This is a genomic window from Parabacteroides sp. 20_3 (assembly GCF_964238835.1).
Lineage (GTDB): Bacteria > Bacteroidota > Bacteroidia > Bacteroidales > Tannerellaceae > Parabacteroides > Parabacteroides distasonis.
In genome coordinates, this window is record NZ_CAXSNO010000001.1 from 95554 (window position 1) to 116119 (window position 20566).

Annotated in this window: 21 protein-coding genes; 8 read left to right on the forward strand and 13 right to left on the reverse strand. The window is 45.5% G+C overall.

Annotation, left to right across the window (positions count from 1 at the left end):
- Nucleotides 1–19: 19 nt before the first annotated feature.
- A complete protein-coding gene (locus tag ACESPU_RS00420) occupies nt 20–796 on the reverse strand; it encodes an AMP nucleosidase (protein ID WP_005856904.1) in 777 nt (258 codons plus the stop codon).
- 56 nt (nt 797–852) lie between these two features.
- On the opposite strand from ACESPU_RS00420, the gene ACESPU_RS00425 reads away from it, so the two are divergent.
- Entirely contained in the window at nt 853–1314 is a 462-nt protein-coding gene (locus ACESPU_RS00425) for a type I restriction enzyme HsdR N-terminal domain-containing protein (protein WP_005856901.1), read from the forward strand.
- Nucleotides 1315–1375: 61 nt separating this feature from the next.
- Here the strand turns inward: ACESPU_RS00425 and ACESPU_RS00430 are convergent, their stop codons facing one another.
- Nucleotides 1376–1627 carry a hypothetical protein gene (locus tag ACESPU_RS00430; RefSeq protein ID WP_005862263.1) on the reverse strand — a complete coding sequence of 84 codons (252 nt, stop codon included), beginning with the start codon at nt 1625–1627 and terminating at the stop codon, nt 1376–1378.
- Nucleotides 1628–1704: 77 nt separating this feature from the next.
- Nucleotides 1705–1932, reverse strand: a complete 228-nt coding sequence (locus ACESPU_RS00435) for a hypothetical protein (RefSeq protein ID WP_010182987.1) — start codon at nt 1930–1932, stop codon at nt 1705–1707.
- Between the two features lie 183 nt (nt 1933–2115).
- Between ACESPU_RS00435 and ACESPU_RS00440 the strand changes: the two genes are divergently transcribed.
- Nucleotides 2116–2337 (forward strand): integrase core domain-containing protein, encoded by a 222-nt coding sequence (locus ACESPU_RS00440; protein ID WP_057327671.1) that lies wholly within the window; start codon nt 2116–2118, stop codon nt 2335–2337.
- Nucleotides 2338–2723: 386 nt separating this feature from the next.
- On the opposite strand, the gene nqrF is transcribed toward ACESPU_RS00440, so the two are convergent.
- Genes nqrF through ACESPU_RS00470 form a run of 6 tightly spaced genes read right to left on the reverse strand, consistent with a single transcriptional unit; the run spans nt 2724 to nt 8717 of the window.
- Nucleotides 2724–3998, reverse strand: a complete 1275-nt coding sequence (gene nqrF / locus ACESPU_RS00445) for an NADH:ubiquinone reductase (Na(+)-transporting) subunit F (protein WP_010182986.1) — start codon at nt 3996–3998, stop codon at nt 2724–2726.
- Nucleotides 3999–4038: 40 nt separating this feature from the next.
- Nucleotides 4039–4656 carry an NADH:ubiquinone reductase (Na(+)-transporting) subunit E gene (gene nqrE, locus ACESPU_RS00450; protein WP_005856893.1) on the reverse strand — a complete coding sequence of 206 codons (618 nt, stop codon included), beginning with the start codon at nt 4654–4656 and terminating at the stop codon, nt 4039–4041.
- A 25-nt stretch (nt 4657–4681) separates the two neighbouring features.
- Complete coding sequence (locus ACESPU_RS00455; RefSeq protein ID WP_005856891.1) at nt 4682–5311, reverse strand: NADH:ubiquinone reductase (Na(+)-transporting) subunit D; 630 nt, start codon at nt 5309–5311, stop codon at nt 4682–4684.
- Nucleotides 5312–5318: 7 nt separating this feature from the next.
- Nucleotides 5319–6131 (reverse strand): NADH:ubiquinone reductase (Na(+)-transporting) subunit C, encoded by an 813-nt coding sequence (nqrC, locus tag ACESPU_RS00460; RefSeq protein WP_048927306.1) that lies wholly within the window; start codon nt 6129–6131, stop codon nt 5319–5321.
- A 13-nt stretch (nt 6132–6144) separates the two neighbouring features.
- Nucleotides 6145–7347 carry an NADH:ubiquinone reductase (Na(+)-transporting) subunit B gene (locus ACESPU_RS00465; protein ID WP_057327673.1) on the reverse strand — a complete coding sequence of 401 codons (1203 nt, stop codon included), beginning with the start codon at nt 7345–7347 and terminating at the stop codon, nt 6145–6147.
- 23 nt (nt 7348–7370) lie between these two features.
- On the reverse strand, nt 7371–8717 hold the full coding sequence (locus ACESPU_RS00470; protein WP_008772142.1) for a Na(+)-translocating NADH-quinone reductase subunit A: 1347 nt from the start codon (nt 8715–8717) through the stop codon (nt 7371–7373).
- Between the two features lie 132 nt (nt 8718–8849).
- Between ACESPU_RS00470 and ACESPU_RS00475 the strand changes: the two genes are divergently transcribed.
- Nucleotides 8850–10118: a DUF5103 domain-containing protein gene (locus ACESPU_RS00475; RefSeq protein WP_005856883.1), complete on the forward strand. Its 1269-nt coding sequence runs from the start codon at nt 8850–8852 to the stop codon at nt 10116–10118.
- 44 nt (nt 10119–10162) lie between these two features.
- Nucleotides 10163–11131 carry a 4Fe-4S binding protein gene (locus tag ACESPU_RS00480; protein ID WP_122143805.1) on the forward strand — a complete coding sequence of 323 codons (969 nt, stop codon included), beginning with the start codon at nt 10163–10165 and terminating at the stop codon, nt 11129–11131.
- On the opposite strand, the gene guaD is transcribed toward ACESPU_RS00480, so the two are convergent.
- Genes guaD through ACESPU_RS00500 form a run of 4 tightly spaced genes read right to left on the reverse strand, consistent with a single transcriptional unit; the run spans nt 11096 to nt 15069 of the window.
- The gene (gene guaD, locus ACESPU_RS00485; RefSeq protein WP_122143804.1) at nt 11096–12436 is read right to left on the reverse strand and encodes a guanine deaminase; all 1341 of its coding nucleotides are present in this window, start codon (nt 12434–12436) and stop codon (nt 11096–11098) included. The two genes, ACESPU_RS00480 and guaD, sit on opposite strands and share 36 nt — an antisense overlap.
- Nucleotides 12437–12448: 12 nt before the next feature.
- Nucleotides 12449–13351, reverse strand: a complete 903-nt coding sequence (locus ACESPU_RS00490) for a cation diffusion facilitator family transporter (protein WP_158532433.1) — start codon at nt 13349–13351, stop codon at nt 12449–12451.
- A gap of 9 nt (nt 13352–13360) precedes the next feature.
- Nucleotides 13361–14653 (reverse strand): serine dehydratase subunit alpha family protein, encoded by a 1293-nt coding sequence (locus ACESPU_RS00495; protein ID WP_005862252.1) that lies wholly within the window; start codon nt 14651–14653, stop codon nt 13361–13363.
- 44 nt (nt 14654–14697) lie between these two features.
- Nucleotides 14698–15069 (reverse strand): Hpt domain-containing protein, encoded by a 372-nt coding sequence (locus tag ACESPU_RS00500; RefSeq protein ID WP_005856873.1) that lies wholly within the window; start codon nt 15067–15069, stop codon nt 14698–14700.
- Between the two features lie 185 nt (nt 15070–15254).
- On the opposite strand from ACESPU_RS00500, the gene ACESPU_RS00505 reads away from it, so the two are divergent.
- The 4 genes from ACESPU_RS00505 (at nt 15255) to ACESPU_RS00520 (ending at nt 20560) form a co-directional block, all read left to right on the forward strand.
- Nucleotides 15255–17177 carry an AAA domain-containing protein gene (locus ACESPU_RS00505; RefSeq protein ID WP_158532432.1) on the forward strand — a complete coding sequence of 641 codons (1923 nt, stop codon included), beginning with the start codon at nt 15255–15257 and terminating at the stop codon, nt 17175–17177.
- Nucleotides 17167–17973 carry a Cof-type HAD-IIB family hydrolase gene (locus ACESPU_RS00510; RefSeq protein WP_005862248.1) on the forward strand — a complete coding sequence of 269 codons (807 nt, stop codon included), beginning with the start codon at nt 17167–17169 and terminating at the stop codon, nt 17971–17973. Before ACESPU_RS00505 ends, ACESPU_RS00510 begins: the two co-directional genes overlap by 11 nt.
- Before the next feature lie 260 nt (nt 17974–18233).
- Entirely contained in the window at nt 18234–19466 is a 1233-nt protein-coding gene (locus ACESPU_RS00515; RefSeq protein WP_057326258.1) for a Cof-type HAD-IIB family hydrolase, read from the forward strand.
- Complete coding sequence (locus tag ACESPU_RS00520; RefSeq protein WP_048927312.1) at nt 19463–20560, forward strand: isochorismate synthase; 1098 nt, start codon at nt 19463–19465, stop codon at nt 20558–20560. Before ACESPU_RS00515 ends, ACESPU_RS00520 begins: the two co-directional genes overlap by 4 nt.
- The last annotated feature ends 6 nt before the right edge of the window (nt 20561–20566 follow it).

The window sequence follows — 20566 nt, forward strand, 5'->3', positions numbered from 1 at the left end:
AAATTATGAGGTTTCGCTATTACCAACTAAAACGGATATGACGGATGGTTTTCTTACCATCCAAAATCTGTTGAAGAGCTTCAACTCCCAACATTACCTGTTCTCCTACAAATTGTTGAGTTACCTTCCGGTCACTCGCTTCTGTTTTTACACCATCTTCTTCCATCGGTTTATCCGATATCATCAACAATGCACCCGTAGGTATTTGGTTAGCGAAACCGGCAGTAAGCAAGGTTGCGGTTTCCATATCGATACCAGTGGCATGCGTACTACGAAGATATTCCTTGAAAGCATTATCGTATTCCCAAACCCTGCGATTTGTCGTGTAAATCGTACCTGTCCAATAATCTTTTCCATGATCACGTATGGCGGAAGAAATGGCACGAAGCATTGAAAAAGCGGGCAATGAAGGTACCTCAGGTGGTAAATACTCATTCGACGTTCCCTCACCTCGGATCGCCGCTATTGGCAATACATAATCCCCTAATACATTCGCTCTTTTTAATCCTCCACATTTACCGAGGAAAAGCACCGCTTTGGGCATGACTGCTGATAATAAATCCATGATTGTAGCAGCGTTCGCACTTCCCATCCCAAAATTGATAATGGTAATCCCTTCTGCCGAGGCATTGGGCATCGAACTTTTCAATCCCAAAATCGGGACATTAAAATGATCCGCAAATATCTCGACATATTTAGTAAAGTTAGTGAGTAATATGTGCTTAGTGAAGTCTTCTAGCTTTCGCTCGGTATAACGAGGCAGCCAATTTTCTACGATTTCTTGTTTTGTTCTCATAAATAACTACCTTTGAGGTGCATTTTAGTTTAGAATATAAATAGCAAATATAGCAAATGCTCCCATTAAATCTACCAAAATTCTCAGTCAAAGTTACGGAGAAAGCAGGAAAGCCTTCTATTTGGGATCCTGTACGCCGAAAATTTGTCGCATTAACGCCAGAGGAATGGGTACGACAACATTTCGTGAACTATTTGGTCACGGAAAAAAACTATCCTCAAGAACTTTTAGCGAATGAAGTAGCGGTAAAACTAAACGGAACATCCAAGCGATGCGATACCGTTGCATACAATCGGTTTCTAGCACCTCTAATGATTATTGAATATAAAGCTCCACATATCGAGATAACAAGCGCTGTATTCGATCAAATCGTACGTTATAACATGGTCTTACACGTAAAATACTTAACCGTAAGCAACGGCATCCGTCATTTTTGTTGCAAAATTGACTATGAGAAACAGACGTATGCTTTCCTCGAAGATATACCGGAATACAATCTATTGGAGAAAATCGTTTAATTATCTAAAATAAGTCCCCCTTATCCTTCTATGCACTCGCACGGATCAGATAAGGGCTTACTCAGCCCAACCAGTGAGTAGTTCTATCGATTAGGAATTTACAGTTTGCAGATAAGTCATCTTGTTCTATATACTCGACATCACCGGAAGTCTTAGAAGGTAGCACCATATCTGATACTTCTACCTCCTCATTTTCAAGGCTGGCAAACTTAAACAGATTATATATGCTTGATAGAAAGAGAAGAAAAAGAAACAGGAATGCCTTTGCGACACTTCCTGTTTTTTCTATATATTGAGTAGATTTCAAATCCATATCCCACGCATTAAAAGTTACATGGGCACAAACATAGCAATATTCGTCAAATAAACAAATATTTTAACACGAAAATTTTATTTCGTAAAGAGATAATCCTCCGGTTTTGCGATTCGTAAAATATATTCCGGAGTATTAGGGAGCCTTTTCGCATACAAAGTGACAGAATCACCCCTCTCAGGCATCGTAGAATTAGATTCCAACGATATCTGGTCAACATTACGCAATTTTATTTCATCATCTTTATCGAAAAAGAATGAGTATCCTAATAAAACCGCAAAAAAAGATAAAATCAATGGCTTCATGTCTAACTTGTTTTTATGACTATATAAGCTTAGATGCTTATAAAACGATAAACGCTGCATATTATTTCAAAATAATTACATTTTTAATGTGCCGACAGACTGATCCACCACTCCGACCGCGGCGTTCAATATTGTTGTAATCAATATATTGATCGTCTACAGGCCATTAAAGCCACGATCAGCATGACGGAGGACTACAAGCCTACCGACAACGCGATCGCCGAGCGGGTCAACGGCATCATCAAGCAGGAATGGCTCTACAGGATGAAACGCCCCTCGGACGTGGTGGCCGCAAGGGAGTCGTTGGCGGGGATCATAGACTTCTACAACAACAGGAGACCGCATAGGAGCAACAGGGACATGCTACCACCTGTCAGGCTCCGGGAGGCGCTGACTTGCGTGTGATCGCTCAATGGAGGCTTTGCGCCTCCAGCCGCGAGGCTTCCTCCGCAGTGGTTTTTTCATGGTTGTTTTGCATGGAAAAAGAAAAACGGTATTTTTGCCGCTGTGAACCGGTTCAGGAAACAACTTTCAACCCTGTGAAGTTTTTCAGGAGAAGCTTCTCTAAGATGTGAAGTACCTTAGAAAATAACAGTAAAATCTGTGAAGTAAATTTAGGCATAGTCAGAAGTACGACTTATTTCGTTAATGAAGTATATATCCTATGACACATGCAGTATATATCCTATAGCATTTGAAGTATATCTTCGTAAAGAGGAGTTTCAGGGCCAAAATAAAAAAGGCGAGGATCTTAACCCCCGCCTTCTATCTGTAGATATAGAAATCCTATTTTATCCACCGAAATCATCGAAGTGCAACATCTCACGAGGTACACCCAAGTTATCCAGCATATTTTCCACGGCCTTTGACATCGGGCCCGGACCACACATGTAGTATTCGATATCTTCCGGAGCCTCGTGATCCTTCAAGTAAGTATCATGGATTACTTGATGAACGAATCCAGCCGTATATTTAACACCCGCAGCATCAGCGGCAGGATCAGGACGGTCAAGCGCCAAGTGGAACGTAAAGTTTGGGAATTCTTTCTCTATTTCCAAGAAATCTTCCAAATAGAACACTTCGTTCAAGGCACGCGCGCCATAGAAGTAAGACATCTTACGATCCGTAGTCTTCAACGTCTTCGTCATGTGCATGATTTGGGCACGCAACGGAGCCATACCAGCACCACCACCAATCCACATCATCTCTCTCTTAGAATCGAAAATTGGGTGGAAATCACCATAAGGACCACTCATAGTCACCTTATCACCCGGTTTCAACGTAAAGATATAAGAAGAAGCGATACCCGGCATCACATCCATGAAACCAACTTGTGGTTTCGGTTTGAACGGCGGCGTAGCGATACGCACGGTCAACATGATACGGTCACCCTCAGCAGGATAGTTAGCCATAGAATAGGCACGGATAGACGGTGAGTCATTCTTACACTTCAAACCGAATAAACCGAATTTCTCCCAAGCCGGCAGATACTCGGGGCCGATCAAGCTCTTATCGATATCCTTGTTATAATCCATTGAGTATGTAGGGATCTTGATCTGAGCGTAAGAACCCGGAATAAAGTCCATGTGCTCACCTTTAGGCAACGCAACGATAAACTCCTTGATAAATGTAGCGACGTTCTTGTTACTGATAACCTCGCATTCCCATTCCTTAACGCCAAATACCTCGTCTGGTACCTGAACGACCATATCCTCTTTCACCTTGCATTGACAAGCCAAACGCCAATGATCTTTCACTTGTTTACGAGAGAAGAAACCTTTCTCAGTAGGTAGGATCTCGCCACCGCCATCAATAACTTGAGCACGGCACTGACCGCATTTACCACCACCACCACAAGCGGAAGACAAGAAGATGCCACCGCTCTGTAGCGCACCTAGCAAAGTTCCACCAATCGGGGTCTCTATATCTTTCTCTCCGTTAACCTTCAAGCTTACATTCCCTGAAGGCACCAATTTTGCTTTGGCGAACAAAAGCAAACCGACCAAGATCAGCGTGATCAATAAGAATACTATTGCGCTGACACCAATCGTAAGTCCGCCCGACATTAATAAAGTCATCTTTATATTTTGTTTAATGCGTTAATACTTAAATCTTCAGACCAGAGAAACACATGAATGCCATACCCATCAAACCCGTGATGATGAAAGTAATACCCAAACCTTTCAAAGCATTGGGGACATTTGAATATGACAATTTCTCACGGATAGCCGCCATACCTACGATAGCCAGCAACCAACCGATACCAGATCCTAAACCATAAACAGTGGCGACACCTACATTAGGGAACGCTTTTTGTTGCATAAACAGAGAACCACCCAAGATAGCGCAGTTTACAGCGATCAGCGGCAAAAAGATACCAAGGGAAGCATACAAAGACGGAGAGAATTTCTCGACTACCATCTCGACCAACTGCACGAAAGAAGCGATAACGGCGATAAAGATAATAAACGCCAAGAAGCTAAGGTTCACCTCCGCATATTCCGGGCCTAACCAACTTAACGCACCTTCTTTCAATACATAATTCTCAAGCATATAGTTAATCGGCAACGTACAGAAAAGTACGAATGTCACTGCTATACCTAATCCTAAAGCGGTCTTCACGTTCTTTGAGACAGCCACGAAAGAGCACATACCCAAATAGTATGCGAAGATCATGTTGTCAACGAAGATCGAGCGGACGAATGTGCTTAATAATTGTTCCATTCTATTATTCGTTTAATCGTTAACATTAATTTTCTTGAAGTTCCTTGTTCTTAGCACGATGAACCCAAATAATAACAGCGATCACGATCAACGCCATCGGAGGCAAGATCATCAAACCATTGTTCACGTAACCCAGATCATAGAATGCCTGCGGAATCACTTGGAAACCCAATAAGGTACCAGATCCCAGCAATTCACGGAAGAAACCTACGATAATAAGAATAATCGCATATCCCAGACCGTTACCAATGCCATCCAAGAACGATTCCCATGGGCCGTTACCCAAGGCGAACGCTTCCAGACGTCCCATCAAGATACAGTTCGTAATGATCAAACCGACAAATACGGAAAGCTGTTTGTTTACGTCATAAGCAAAAGCTTTCAACACCTCACTAACGATTGTCACCAAAGCGGCAACTACCACCAATTGCACGATAATACGGATACGGTTCGGAATCGTATTACGCATCAATGAAATGATCACGTTAGCGAAAGCTACGACAGCCGTCACCGAGATACCCATCACGATGGCCGGCTCAAGTTTTGATGTTACAGCCAACGCAGAGCAAATACCCAACATCTGAACGACAACCGGGTTGTTAGCGCTCAACGGGCCTAACAGAACTTCTTTATTCTTTTCAGATAATAATCCCATCTTCTACTTAATTTTGTGAGGTCAAAAATTTAACATAACCGCTCAAGCTGTTGAATAACATTTCATCCACACCTTTACTGGTAATTGTACCACCTGAGATACCGTCTACATAATCCTGTCCCGCTACGCTCTTACCCGGCTTAACAACAGCGACAGACTTGAATTCTCCACTCATGAAGATCTTCTTACCTTTGAACTCATTGCTGAACGCCGGTTTAGAGATCTCAGCTCCCAGACCCGGAGTTTCACCTTGGTGGCTGAAGTCAGCACCATAAATAGTATTCTTATCACTATCTACAGAGATATAACCCCATAACGGACCCCAAAGACCTGCTCCATGCAAAGCCATGATATATTTCGGTTGACCATCTACATTCGCGACGAAAACCGGATATTGATGCTCAGCGGCAGCCTTAACTACATCCGTAGCGAAAGCGTCGCCTTCAACCTTCTCACCATTCTCGTTTACCAAGAAAGCTTCCTTGATCAACTCGTTGTACTTGGTCTCAGCCTCAGAAGAAGAAACATTTACGTTAATAGAACGCAGAATTTGTTGTCTCTTATCGTTATCCTCGTTCTGTTTCTGAAAACTTCTCAATGATTGTGAAGTAAACGCCAATACGACAGCCACTAGCACAACCATCACAGCCGCATAAACAACCGTATAAACATTGCTATCCCGGTTTATGCCTTTCTTAGCGGCGCCCTCCTCCTTGATTTCCTCAAATTCGGAAGCAGGAGCGGAACATACCGGGCAAGTGTCAGGAGCCTTATTTCCCTCGTGGACATAGCCACATACCTTACATTTATATTTAGCCATATTCCTTCTTACTTTATTTTATTACACGTTTCAATCTGCGAGAGATATTAGCTTCCACAACATAATAGTCGATCAGCGGAGCGAACACGTTCATCAACAGGATAGCGAGCATCATACCCTCTGGATAACCCGGGTTCAACGCACGAATAATAATGGCCATAGCACCTACAAGGAAACCATAGATATATTTACCTGTCTCCGTACGAGCGGAAGTCACAGGGTCTGTAGCCATGAACACGGCACCAAAAGCGAAACCACCTAAGAACAAGTGATCCAGCGGAGATACGCACATAGCGACCGTTGTACCGACCATATTAAAGATCAATGACATGAAAGCACCACCCACGAACACGGAAACCATTGTCTTCCAACTTGCGATACCCGTAACCAACAAGATAACCGCACCGATCAAAATAGCCAATACGGAAGTCTCACCGATAGAGCCCGGGATCAAACCAATAAATGCGTCCCAAGTAGAGATCGGGTTGCCTAATACGTCAACAGCTTGGAAAGAACCGATCATCTCCTTACCAGCGATAGCGACTTGTCCCAGCGGAGTAGCTCCGGAAAAGCCGTCAACCACTTGGCCAGCCCCAATACCAAACGTATCAGCCGTACGAACGAACACTTGATCACCAGACATTGCTGCCGGGTAAGCGAAGAATAAGAACGCACGTGTAACCAATGCTACATTAAATATATTATATCCCGTACCACCAAATACCTCTTTCGCGAAAATAACAGCGAAAGCAGTAGCTACGGCGATCATCCATAACGGAGTATCGACCGGAACGATCATCGGAATCAAGATACCTGAAACCAAGAATCCTTCCTGAATCTCTTCCTTCTTCACTTGGGCGACAGCGAACTCTATACCCAAACCTACCACATACGAAACAATGATCTTAGGCAATACCGCCAAAAATCCAAAAATAAAAGTCATCAAAAATCCCGGCTCAGCCCCCACAGCTAAATTGTGCTGATAACCGACATTATACATACCAAAAAGCAAAGCAGGCAACAAAGCGATGATAACCACGGTCATGGCACGCTTTGAATCAATACAGTCATGAATATGTACGCCCGTTTTAGAGGTCTCGTTCGGAACAAATAAGAATGTTTCGAAACCGTCAAAAACAGAACGGAACATCGCCAGCTTTCCGCCTTCCTCAAAGTTAGGCTTAATCTTGTCGAGATAATTCCTTAACGCTTTCAATGTATTATAAGTTTTTTATGTTATTAATTCATTTCCTTATACAACAGGTTCAATCCGTCGCGAACGATCTTTTGCAACTCGATCTTGGAAGTGTCCACGAACTCGCAAAGAGCGAAGTCCTCGGGAGCCACCTCATAGATACCTAAGTTCTCCATCTTGTCGATATCGAACGCAATGATCGCTTTCAACAAATACTCCGGATAGATGTCCATCGGAAACACCTTATCGTATTCATTAGACATGATCATGGCACGTTTACCACCTTTGATACGGGCGTCGATCACATATTCCTTGCTAGTACCTAACCAGCTAAAGTAACTATGGCTAGCGCTGAACTGGTTGAAACGAGGCATAGCGAAACCTAAGAACTCATGCGTCTCATCACCTTCCGGAATCACGGTGATCTGGTTATCATAAGCGCCTAGGTAACCATCCATATTCACCTTGGTACCTGTCAAAACATTACCGCTGATAATACGGATATGTTCCTGTCCTAACACTTTACCGTTAACCAAGCTCTTAATCGTACAACCTGAAATCGTTTTAACGTAGCCTCTCTCGGTAGTCTCGGAACCGGTAATAGCAACCATACGGCTGAAATCGGCGACACCCTTGTTAAACAAGCGTCCGATAACGATCACGTCTGCCGGATTAACCGTCCAAACTACCTCACCCTTGTTAACGGGCTTGATATGATTGATCTGCACGCCAACGTTCGCTGCGGGATGCGGACCTTCTACTTCCACGATCTCCACACCTTTCATTCCGCTCACGACAGAACCACTTCTTACACCCACATACACTTTTCCATTCGTTAATTTAGCTAGGGCGTTTAATCCAGTCTGGAAATCAGCCTCCTGACCTTTTACGATAAAATCGAAGTTTGGAGCCAACGGAGCGGAGTAAAAAGCCGAAACGAAGATATCACGCGGAGTATCCAATGGAGCGGCAACGATATCGTATGGGCGTTGCTTGATAAACGGCCACATACCAGCGTTCAGAAGTACCTCTTTCACCTCTGCTCCCTGTAGGGATGCTACGTTCTTCTTACCGAACTCCTCATACTCGATCTGCGCATCCGGCTTCACAACGATGCTTAGCACCTTACGCTTCTCTCCTCGGTTTACGGCAGTTACCTCGCCACTGACCGGCGAAACAAACTTGATCTCGGGGCGGTTCTTGTCAATCATCAGTACAGAACCGGCTTTGACTTTTTCTCCTACTTTCGCAACAACTTTGGGGAGAATACCGTTATAATAATCGGGGACGATCGCGTAAGACTCGCTCTTGCCGCCGTTTAACAGTACATCCGAAGCTTTGCCCTTCAGATTAATGTCTAAACCCTTTTTAATCTTAATCACATTTGCCATGATACAACTAAAATTGTTTATATGTAATTTTCCTGCAAAAGTAAACATTTTTTCATGCTTTAGAGCAGGGAAAGGCAAATAAATAGAGAAATAATTCCATAATTTTGCGTCGTTAAAGAAAGTAATAAGAAAATGAAAGTTTTTAAAATCCTATTTCTGCTGCTTATCACGGTTTTAGTACCGTTGAACGCTCAAGTGACTTACTTCACCAACGTTAGCGATAAGCAAATAAAGACCCTCCAAGTGAAGGTTGCCGGCGAGATGTTCTCCGATCCATTCATTGAACTGGGCGGTGAAAACCGTATCGAAGTTAATTTCGATGCTTTTAATCCGGGCTTCGGGCGATACGCCTATAATCTGGTTCATTGCAACGCCGATTGGACGCAATCGAATCTTTCCCCGATTGAGTATATGAATGGTTTCCAAGGGAGCACGATCGAGGATTTCGCCAATGCGATGGGTACTACGGTGCAATACACCAACTACCGATTACTTTTCCCAAACGATGACGTTCAACCGAAGGTCTCGGGGAATTATGCCTTGCAAGTATATAACGAGGATGATCCCTCCCAGATCGTATTTACCGCTTGCTTTTCTATTTTCGAGCCGATGGTTAGTGTCGCCGCTACGGTGAGCGGAAATACGGATATCGATACCAATCAGTCACACCAACAAGTCAGCTTTGCGATCAATAACAAGAATTTCCCCATCACCTATCCTCAGACCGACTTGAAAATCTGGGTTTATCAGAATAACCGCAGGGATAATGCCGTAACAGGTCTTCAGCCTATGACTATTTTAGAAAACCAGATCTCTTATACGAACAATCAGAACTTGATCTTTCCCGCAGGAAACGAATATCGCCGTATGGAATTTTTGAGCAACAAATACAATGGCATGCACGTAGAAAGTATCTCGTTCCATAATCCATATTACCATGTAGAGTTGATGACGGACTATCGGCGTGACCAATTATCGTATCAATACGATCAAGACCAAGACGGCCGTTTTTTCATCCGTTGCAGTAATTGTAACGACCCGGATACGGAAGCGGACTATTACATCGTTCACTTTACCCTCGCCATGGACTTAATTCCCGATGGAAACGTGTATTTGAACGGTGAATTATATAATAATGTATTGGACGAGAAAAGTAAGATGGGCTATAATCCGGAGACGCATCAATACGAGAAATCCGTCTTACTGAAACAAGGCAGTTACAACTATCAGTACCTCTTTGTCCCTAACGGACAGACCGTAGGACAGACCGGCCCTATCGAGGGTAATTTCTTCCAGACGGAGAACGAATATAGCATTTACGTCTACTATTGTCCAATGGGAGCACGGTATGATCGTTTAATCGGTGTAACTAGTATCAGAAATACAATGCCCGTGCTATAATTATTCGCGTAAAAGGCATACTTTTACGCATAAAATAATTGAGCATGAAAACGAGACGTATTGTTATCAGTACCGTATTATTAGTCGGGGGACTTCTCTCGATCGTTCAAGTCATGCCTAAAAATCCACTGTTGATAGGCGAAAGGTTATTTCCGTATGGAGGATGGATACAAGTGATACTTGCCATGCTATACGGTGGTTGGCTCTGCTATAAGATGCAAGATCGGCAAGAACGTCCCAAATGGAGAAAACGAGCGTGGTTGTTATTCTCGATCGTTTTTTTCGGGCAACTTGCTCTAGGGATTTTTGCCGATCCCATTTTCCTTATGACCGGGAAACTGCATTTACCGATCCCTGCGGTAATCTTGGCCGGACCGCTTTATCGCTTTGATGGATTATTCATGCCCATACTTTTTATCAGCACCTTATTACTATCCGGTCCCGCTTGGTGTAGCCAGCTTTGTTACTTCGGGGCATTCGACGCATGGAGTGCCCGGGGAAAATTGGAACGAAAAAGGTTCCCCTACCACAAGCAAATGCGATACAGCGTATTATTTCTGGTCATGCTGGGAGCCATCTTGCTACGGATATTCGGAGCGAGCGGCAAGATAGCCACCGCTTTTGGAATAGCGGTCGGAGTTATCGGGCTACTTGTCATGCTATTGTTTTCCAGAAAGAGACGGAAGATGGTACATTGCAGTAGCTATTGCCCAATCGGAGCTTTGGTGTCTTTCCTCAAGTACCTCTCTCCTTTCCGGGTACGACTGACCACGGATTGTTGCCATTGCATGGCTTGCACAAACATTTGCCGGTATGATGCCCTGCATAAAGAAGAGATCAAGAAGGGGAAGATCGGTTACACCTGTACCTATTGCGGAGATTGTCTTTCCGCTTGCAAGCACGGGGCTATAGAATATCATTTCCCGGGATTACGCCCGGCTACTGCCGAACGTCTATGGATCGTCGTAACGGTCGTATTACATACTTGCTTCTTGATGATCGCACGGATCTGAGCCGTATACTTGCTTGCCCATTATATAAGTACATACCATATTCCGGTCATCGCCGAGGGTTTGTAGGCCAAACAGCTTATTCTCGATCGTCCATTTATCTCTCGAACGAAGATACTCCATACGCAATTTCTGGACAGAGGTAGCGGCATAATCCACGACTATGAAATCCGCTTCACGGCCAGGAAGGAAACTTCCGATTCGGTCGTCCAACGATAAGGCCCGTGCAGAGCCTAGCGTACATTTATAGATAGCCTCCAAAGCTGTCATCGGATAACCGTTCAACTGTTGTACCTTATAAGCCTCTCCCATCGTACGCCACATAGAGAAAGATGTACCCGCACCGACATCTGTCGCCAAGGTAGTACGTACGCCGTAACGGTTCGCTTCCCTCATATCGAATAATCCGCTTCCAAGGAAAAGGTTCGAGGTCGGGCAATGGGCGATAATGCCTCCCGTTTCTCCCAACCGCTTATATTCCCGATCGGTTAGATGGACACAATGCCCGAATATCGAACGATCGGTCAACAATCCGGCACGCTCATAGACCTCCAGATAATCCGCATGACCGGGACAGAGCGATAAGACAGATTCAATCTCTCCCAGATTCTCCGAAAGATGTGTCTGTATATAGGTACTGGGATATTCGGCATGTAAACGACCGGCAGACTTTAATTGATCCGGCGTACTGGTTATGGCGAAACGGGGCGTGATCACATAGTGATTCCGTCCTTTCCCGTCCCAATCCTCGATTAAGCTACGGCAGTCCAACTCACCCTGATGCGTGGTATCCATCAGATAATCCGGAGCGTTCCGGTTCATCATCACCTTTCCAGCCAAGATACACATATTATACTCCGTAGCCACGGAAAATAATGCGGTTACGGAAGCAGGATGAACCGTGGCATAAGCGGCACAAGTCGTAGTTCCGTTCTTCACCAGTTCCTTCACGAAAAAGCGAGCGATATCTTGTGCATATTCCATGGAAGAGAAAGCTTCCTCGGCGGGAAACGTATATTCGTCCAGCCAATCCAGAAGTTGCTTGCCATACATTCCCTGTATCTCCGACTGGGAGAAATGGATATGGGAATCAATAAAGCCGGGTGTAATCAATTTACCGGAATAGTCTGTCACCGGGAAATCCGGGTAACGGGAACGCATCGCCTCGAACGGCCCCGCCTCTACAATCTTTCCATCAACAACAGCCAGTCCCCCATCCTCAAAATAGCGGTAAGCCTCCACATGATCCAGCGGGGAAGCGATCAAATAGAACACTTCTCCCCTATATAAGTTCTTCATCATGGTCAAATAACAATTCGTTTATTTAATTGGTTCCACGTGCAAAGCGATGTGCGTAGCCTGACCGAACTTATCACGCAGATTCTGTTCGATCTCTTTCGTCAAGTCATGGGCACGAGTCACGGTTATCTGTCCGTCCACCCGTATATGCGCCTCGATAGCAAAATTATTACCGATGCGGCGGGTACGTAGATTATGCGGGCTCTTTACCTCGGGAACCTCACTAATGATCGCCAAGATCTCATCCTCCACCTCCTTCGGCAAAGATTTCTCCAATAAGTCATTAATCGCCGGGATCACCAGCTGCAAGGCTACTTTTACGATAAACAAACTGACAATCACAGCCGCCAACGGGTCCAGCACACGCCAATTATCCCCCAACAAAATCGCCCCTCCGATACCTAAAGCCGTACCGATCGAGGAAAAGGCATCCGAGCGATGATGCCAAGCGTTAGCGATAACGACTTGACTATTCTGCTTCCTTCCTACCCAAACCGTAATATGATACAGTAATTCCTTGATCACGATAGAGATAAGAGCGGCAACTAAAGCGATCATTCCCGGACTTTCCAACGGAATCCCCTTGAAATAAAAGTCATAAATCTTGTTCGCTCCCTCCCAGAAAAGGCCAAAACCTACACAAAGCAAGACGATACCGACAATTGAAGTCGCCAAAGTCTCGTATTTACCATGCCCGTAATCATGGCTCTCGTCCTTCGGCTTGGAAGATATATTGACAAAAAGAAGTACGATTATATCCGTTACGAAATCAGATAACGAATGCACCGCATCGGCGATCATAGCGCTACTATGCCCCCACATACCCGCCACGAACTTGAATACCAATAAAACAAAATTAGCGAATGACCCTAAAAGTGTCACTCGCATAATCTCTTTTTTCCTCGCCTTTGGTGCCTCCTCCATAGAATCCCATTAACAAGATTTACCGGTCATGATGTCCAGCACCAGACGATCCGTCGCCTCCATTCCTTTAGAGCCGATAGCGGTCAAGTTCGCGATCGATTTATCCACATCCTCATCGATGATACCTTCCACGGAAGTCACCACCTTATCCTCCATGGCCATCAAAGCGGAAAGCATCGCCGTAGATACGCCACTAGATACTTTCATCGCGCAACTCGGCTTGGCACCGTCACAGATCATTCCGGTAATATTACCGATCATATTCTTGATCGCATAAGAAATCCGCGCCTTATTTCCTCCCATCAAATAGGTGATAGCGCAACTCGCTCCCGTAGCGGCAACCACACAACCGCAAAGGGCGGACAAGCGTCCCAGACTTTGCTTGATATAGATCACCATCAAATGGCTTAACATCAACGCACGGATCAGTTGCTCTTCCGAGCATTGGATATCCTCGGCGAAAGAAAGAACCGGAAGCGTAGCGGCGATTCCTTGATTACCGCTTCCCGAATTACTCATCACCGGGATCATAGCGCCGTCCATGCGAGCGTCGCAAGCTGCGGAAGTCATGATCAACATATGCGTATAAGCGGAATCTCCCATGAACTTACGGCCGAAAGCACCCGAGACTGTCTTGCTTACGGTATGTCCGTAATTGCCTTTCATGGAAGCTTGGGCAGCTTTCTTATTCAACTCGGCCGTTTCTAAAATAAAACGAATCTCATCCAATGGCATTTCCATGGCAAACTCATAGACCATAGAGAAGGAAAGACGTAAATCCTTATTCTCACATACTTCCTCGCCAGAAGCGTTTGCCGTACGTAAATCAGTCAATACCTCCCCGTTTTTCTCTACATATATTATATGGGTATGCTCATGGCAAATGATCACCCTTGAACGATCGCTCCCTGCAGAACTTATAATTTCGATATAAAGTTTATCTACATTCTCTTTCAGGTCTATACCGATACATTTCTTGCAGACCATTTCCTTACCTTCTTTCAATCCCTCCGGAGTCAAGTCTTTCAGCACCTCTAGCCCATAAGCGGACTTACCGATGATCGATCCCAAAGCGATAGCGATAGGCAACCCCACCATGCCAGTCCCCGGGATTCCTACTCCCATGGCATTCTTCAGGATATTGGCGCTCAGATAAACCTCTATCTTCTCTGGCTTACGCCCCAGCACTTCCGCCGCTTTTGCGGCCGCCAAAGCCACGGCAATAGGTTCCGTACATCCGATAGCAGGGATTACCTCCCTGTGAATCAAATCTATAATTTGAGTTTTTATGATAGTATCCATACTGATAGTCTTTATTTAGAATTAGATAGTTAATATACAATAGATTAAGAACAAAACTCAACAACGATATCTCGCAAGGCATCGTATTGTTTTCCCAATGCATCTTCATAACGCAACGCTTCTTCCAGATTCCCTTCTCTCAACAGCGATAGTATATTATTCGATACATCGAATAGATTTACCAGACCTAAATTAGCGGCTATCCCTTTCAAGGTATGCGAATATAGCTTGGCATTCTCCAAATCCCGCTCTACTAAAGAGCTCCGTAATTTCACATACGAACCGTCTGTAGTAATAAATTTATATAGAAACTTTTTGAAGAGGCTATCACTATTCATAAAACGATCTAAGGTATTCTCTTTATCCCAAGCAGCTACATCTATTAATGCGTTATAAAAAGCATCGTTCTCATTCATTTTTTTATGATATTAGTTTTCGTACAAAATTAGGAATTTTATAGACACTACCAACGTTAGCGGTATTCTTTTTCTTTACTTACCGCAACTTGGGTACGGAACGATAATTTTAGTACTTTTGTCGCCTACTTCGGGACCTAGAACGCCCGGGCTGTATTTATCCGATTAATAGAATTGAAAAAGGAATGGGAATTTCATCGCCGCTTGTAGATTTGCAACATCAATATGATCTCCTGCAGAAAGAATATGAATATGAGAAGGAAACATACCGACAGCAATCCGAGCGTACGGGTTTGCGAAAACGAGTGGCGCAGGGCCTCTGTTGGTATCCGGTCACTCCGGGACGCAGTTATTATAACTCCTTAAACCAATTGGTGATCGAGATCGAAAGGACAGAAGACCGGGAGATCGAGCATAATTTTGAGTACGGGCGCCCGGTTTGCTTCTTTACGGCAGATATCAGTGGTAAATTTAAGTATCTGGATTTCTCCGCCACGATCAGCTACGTGCAAGAGGACCGGATGGTGGTAGTTCTCCCCACTCCTTCCGCCTTGATGGATATACAAGGAAAAAGCAATGATCTCGGCGTGCAACTCTACTTCGACGAGACCAGCTATAAAACGATGTTTTCCGCTCTCTCGGACGTGATGCGGGCAAAAAACAACCAACTCTCCCATCTTAGGGACGTATTGCTGGGGCAGGAAAAACCGGGACAGCGTGAATTATTCCCGATCCGCTTCCCTTGGTTGAACCGCTCGCAGGAAGAAGCCGTAAACAAGGTATTGGGAGCGAAACAAGTATCTATCGTACACGGCCCTCCCGGAACCGGGAAAACAACCACCTTGGTGGAAGCCATTTACGAGACCCTTCACCGGGAGAATCAAGTGATCGTTTGCGCCCAAAGTAATACCGCCGTAGACTGCATCTCGGAGAAACTGGTAGATAGAGGCATTAACGTCCTGCGCATCGGGAACCCCACTCGTATCAATGACAAGATGCTCTCTTTCACATATGAACGCCGTTTCGAATCGCATCCGGATTATCCCGAGTTATGGAGCATCCGAAAAGCGGTACGGGATATACAATCCAATATGCGAAAGAAAAGCCGGGAGGAACGGGATACGATCCGAAACCGCCTCTCCCGTTTGAAATTCCGGGCGACCGAACTGGAAGTCAAGATCGATACAGAGCTGTTCGACGAGGCTCGTGTTGTCGCTTGCACCTTGGTTGGCTCCGCAAACCGGGTCATGATGAACCGGCACTTCACGACCTTATTTATCGACGAGGCCGCCCAAGCCTTGGAAGCCGCTTGCTGGATAGCGATCGGCAAGGCGGACCGGGTCATACTAGCGGGCGATCATCACCAATTGCCCCCTACTATTAAATGTATAGAAGCGGAACGAGAAGGCTTAGGACGTACCTTGATGCAAAAGATAGCCCATGCGAAACCGGAAACGGTCTCTCTCTTGAATATCCAATATCGTATGCACGAGGATATCATGCGCTTCTCCTCCCAATGGTTCTATCATAACGAACTCGAATCCGCTCCCGAGGTAAGCGGGCGGGGAATCTTGCGACTGGACACTCCCATCGTATGGTTCGATACGTCCGAGTGCGATTTCACGGAAAATACGAGAGAAGAGACCATGAGCCGTGTCAACAGGCAAGAGGCGGAATTGCTCGTGGAACAATTACGCTCCTATATACAGAAAATATCCAAGGAGAGAGTGCTGGAAGAGAATATCGACTTCGGATTGATCTCCCCTTATAAGGCGCAGGTACAATACATCCGTAAATTGATCAAACAAGACGCTTTCTTCAAGCCTTTACGCAGACTGATCACCGTACACACCGTTGACGGTTTCCAAGGGCAAGAACGCGATGTCATCTTGATCAGTTTGGTAAGGGCCAACGAGGATGGAAAGATAGGCTTCTTGAACGACTTGCGGCGCATGAACGTAGCGATCACCCGTGCCCGTATGAAACTGATGATCTTGGGAGACGCTTCCACCCTTACCCGGCACGCATTTTATAAAGAACTCTATAATTATATCTCCCAAAGAGGTAAAATAATCACGATCAACACGAAACAAGAGCATGAACTATAAATTATTGGTACTGGATTTAGACGGTACACTGACAAACAGTAAAAAAGAGATCACCCCGTTTACGAGGGAAACCCTTCTGCAAGCGCAGGAAAAAGGATTGCATCTGGTCTTAGCCTCCGGCCGGCCCACCTACGGTATCGTGCCTTTAGCCGAGGAACTGAACATAAAGCAATATGGTGGTTTTATCCTTTCCTTCAACGGCGGTAAGGTGATCGACTTGATGACAGACAAAGTACTTTTCGAACAGGCTTTGCCACCCGATATCGTACCTGTTTTATACAACCGCTCCAAAGAAGCGGGACTGGCTATCCTTTCCTACAACGGTAAATATATCTTAAGCGAGCATCCGGAAAATAAATACGTACAATACGAATCTTTCTTAACCAAAATGAAGATCAAGGCTACCGACGATTTTCTGCGGGATTTGCATCAGCCAGCCGATAAATGCTTGGTGGTAGGCGAACCGGAGATGTTGGTACCGTTGGAAGAGAAGCTCCGCCAAGAATTAGGGAAACGTATCAACGTATATCGTTCCGAGGCATTCTATCTGGAGCTTGTCCCCAAAGGCATCGACAAAGCCGCCTCGTTATCCCGCTTACTAGAGCGAACCCGGATAAAACAGGAGGAAGTGATCGCTATCGGCGACGGTTTCAATGACGTATCCATGATCCGTTTCGCCGGATTGGGAGTCGCTATGGCCAACGCCCAGCCCCCTGTCAAGGCCAATGCCGACCGCATCACCCAATACACGAACGATGAGGATGGAGTGGCTCGTTTCATCCAAGAATTGCTTTGAAAAAAAACACGTACGTATTTTCCGAAAAACATGTACATGTTTTCGCGAGAACACGTACGTGTTTTTTCAGAGACATTTACACCAGTATCGACACAGGCCAATGCCTATACCGGCATACGCCTATACCAGTAGTGCCGTAGGGCTACGCCAGTATAGGCGTGAGCTTGCGCCGATATACGTAAATTCCTTTCATGGAAATGTCTTCTAACTATCAACTATTTTATGTATATTTGTATTCTAAACCATAAAAATAAGACGCCATGAAGTACAAATTATTAGTCTTAGACGTAGATGGGACGTTGCTTAACGACAAGAAAGAGATAACTCCCCGGACCCATGCCGCCTTGTTAAAGGCTCAGCAGATGGGAGTTCATGTTGTATTGGCATCCGGCCGACCCACCAACGGGGTTCAACCCTTGGCGGAGGCCCTTGAATTGAATCATTACGGTGGTTTCATATTATCTTATAACGGAGGTCAGATCATCAATGCCCAGACCGGAGAATTGATGTTCGAGAAACGAATCGATCCGGCCATGATTCCTTATTTGAACCGGAAGGCGAAGGAAAACGGTTTCGCGATCTTCACATATCACAAGGACTATATCCTAACCGATAGCCCGGAAAACATGCATGTCCAAGAGGAGGCCGAACTCAATAAGATGCGCATCATCGGTGTGGAGAATTTCCCGGAAGCGGTGGATTTCGCACCCTGTAAGTGTATTCTTACCAGCGATGACGAGAACAATCTAGTGGGTCTCGAAAATCATTGGAAGAAACGTCTGGACGGGGTATTGGAAGCTTTCCGCTCCGAGGACTATTTCTTGGAGGTAGCTCCTCATTTCATCAATAAGGGAAATACGTTGGCGGTATTGATGGAGATGCTGAATATCACGACCGAAGAGGTTGTCGCTATCGGTGATGGCGTGGCCGACGTATCCATGCTTCAATTAGCCGGTACCGGCGTGGCGATGGGTAACGCACGCGATTCCGTAAAGGCTTGTGCCGATTTCACGACCTTACCCAATAATATGGAAGGTGTGGCGGTAGCGATCGAGAAAGCGATCCTTGCCACGATCAAACCCACAGAGGTTCCGTTAGATCAACTAAACGCACGGGCCAAACATGCTTTAATGGGTAATCTAGGCATTCAATATACCTATGCGTCAGAGGATCGTGTGGAAGCGACCATGCCTGTAGACGAACGGACCCGCCAGCCTTTCGGTATCTTGCACGGAGGCGCTACACTGGCTCTGGCAGAGACCGTGGCCGGACTAGGTTCCATGATTCTGGCGAAACCGGACGAGATGGTAGTCGGCATGCAAGTTAGCGGCAGCCATATGTCGTCCGCCCACGAGGGAGACACGGTACGTGCCGTCGGGACGATTATCCACAAAGGCCGTTCATCCCATGTGTGGAACGTAGACATATTCACCTCTACCGACAAACTGGTTTCCTCTGTACGGGTAATCAATAGTATACTAAAGAAGAAATGATTCCAAGAGATTCTTACGAAATAATAGACACGTTGATCAAGCAAGGCCGGAGTTTCGCTATTTGGCGTATTCCCGGTGAGGATAGGCTCCATTTCAGGATGCAAAGTGCCGGCTCTCCTTGCCTATTATACGACATAAAAGACTTAAATGAACGGAGCGGTTTTGTAATCGCTCCGTTTCAGGTGACAGCGGAACGACCTATCGTTTTAATCCAACCGGATTGCTTTGAAATCCCCTCCGAATCCGATTGGGATTTCTCTCGAGAGAAAAACGAATTCCCTTCGAATGAAATCGAAATCCCGTCCGAATCCGAGGAGAAGGAACGATACGCTTACCATTTCTCCCTGTTTACCAACCCTTTGCTAAAAGGAAGCCAAGATAAACTAGTCCTATCCCGTAGCAAAACGATCTGGAAAGATCCCTCTTTCTCACCCGGCAAGGCATTCTTCGCCGCGGAAGAACGATATATCCGCTCCTATGTCTACCTTTGCCATACCCCGGAAACCGGAACTTGGATGGGTGGGACACCGGAAATCTTGTTATCCGGCGAGAAAGGTGACTGGCAAACGGTAGCTTTGGCCGGAACCCAATCCTTACGAGACGGGAAATTACCGAAAAGCTGGGACCATAAGAATTGGAGAGAACAGCAATTAGTCGCCTCCTATATACGCCGCCAGCTGTCCACCTTGGGTATTACTCCCGAGGAGAAGGGGCCTTATTCAGCCCGGGCCGGAGAGGTTTCTCATTTGAAAAGTGATTTCTTCTTCTCCTTGCCGAATCCCGAGAAGCTGGGTGATGTCCTTCAACTATTACACCCTACTCCAGCCGTTTGCGGTCTTCCCAAGGAGGAGGCTTATCATTTCATCATCGAGAATGAGGGGTACGATCGTAGCTATTACTCCGGTTTCATCGGTTGGCTGGATCCCAAAGGCAAAACAGATCTGTACGTAAACCTCCGTTGCATGAATATCCTCCCCCAAACCTTTACGCTGTATGCCGGAGGCGGTCTGTTGGCGGCCTCGCAGCTAGAGGATGAGTGGCAGGAGACAGAGGATAAATTAGATACGATGCGGAGAATAGTGGGTAATTTATAATTTTAT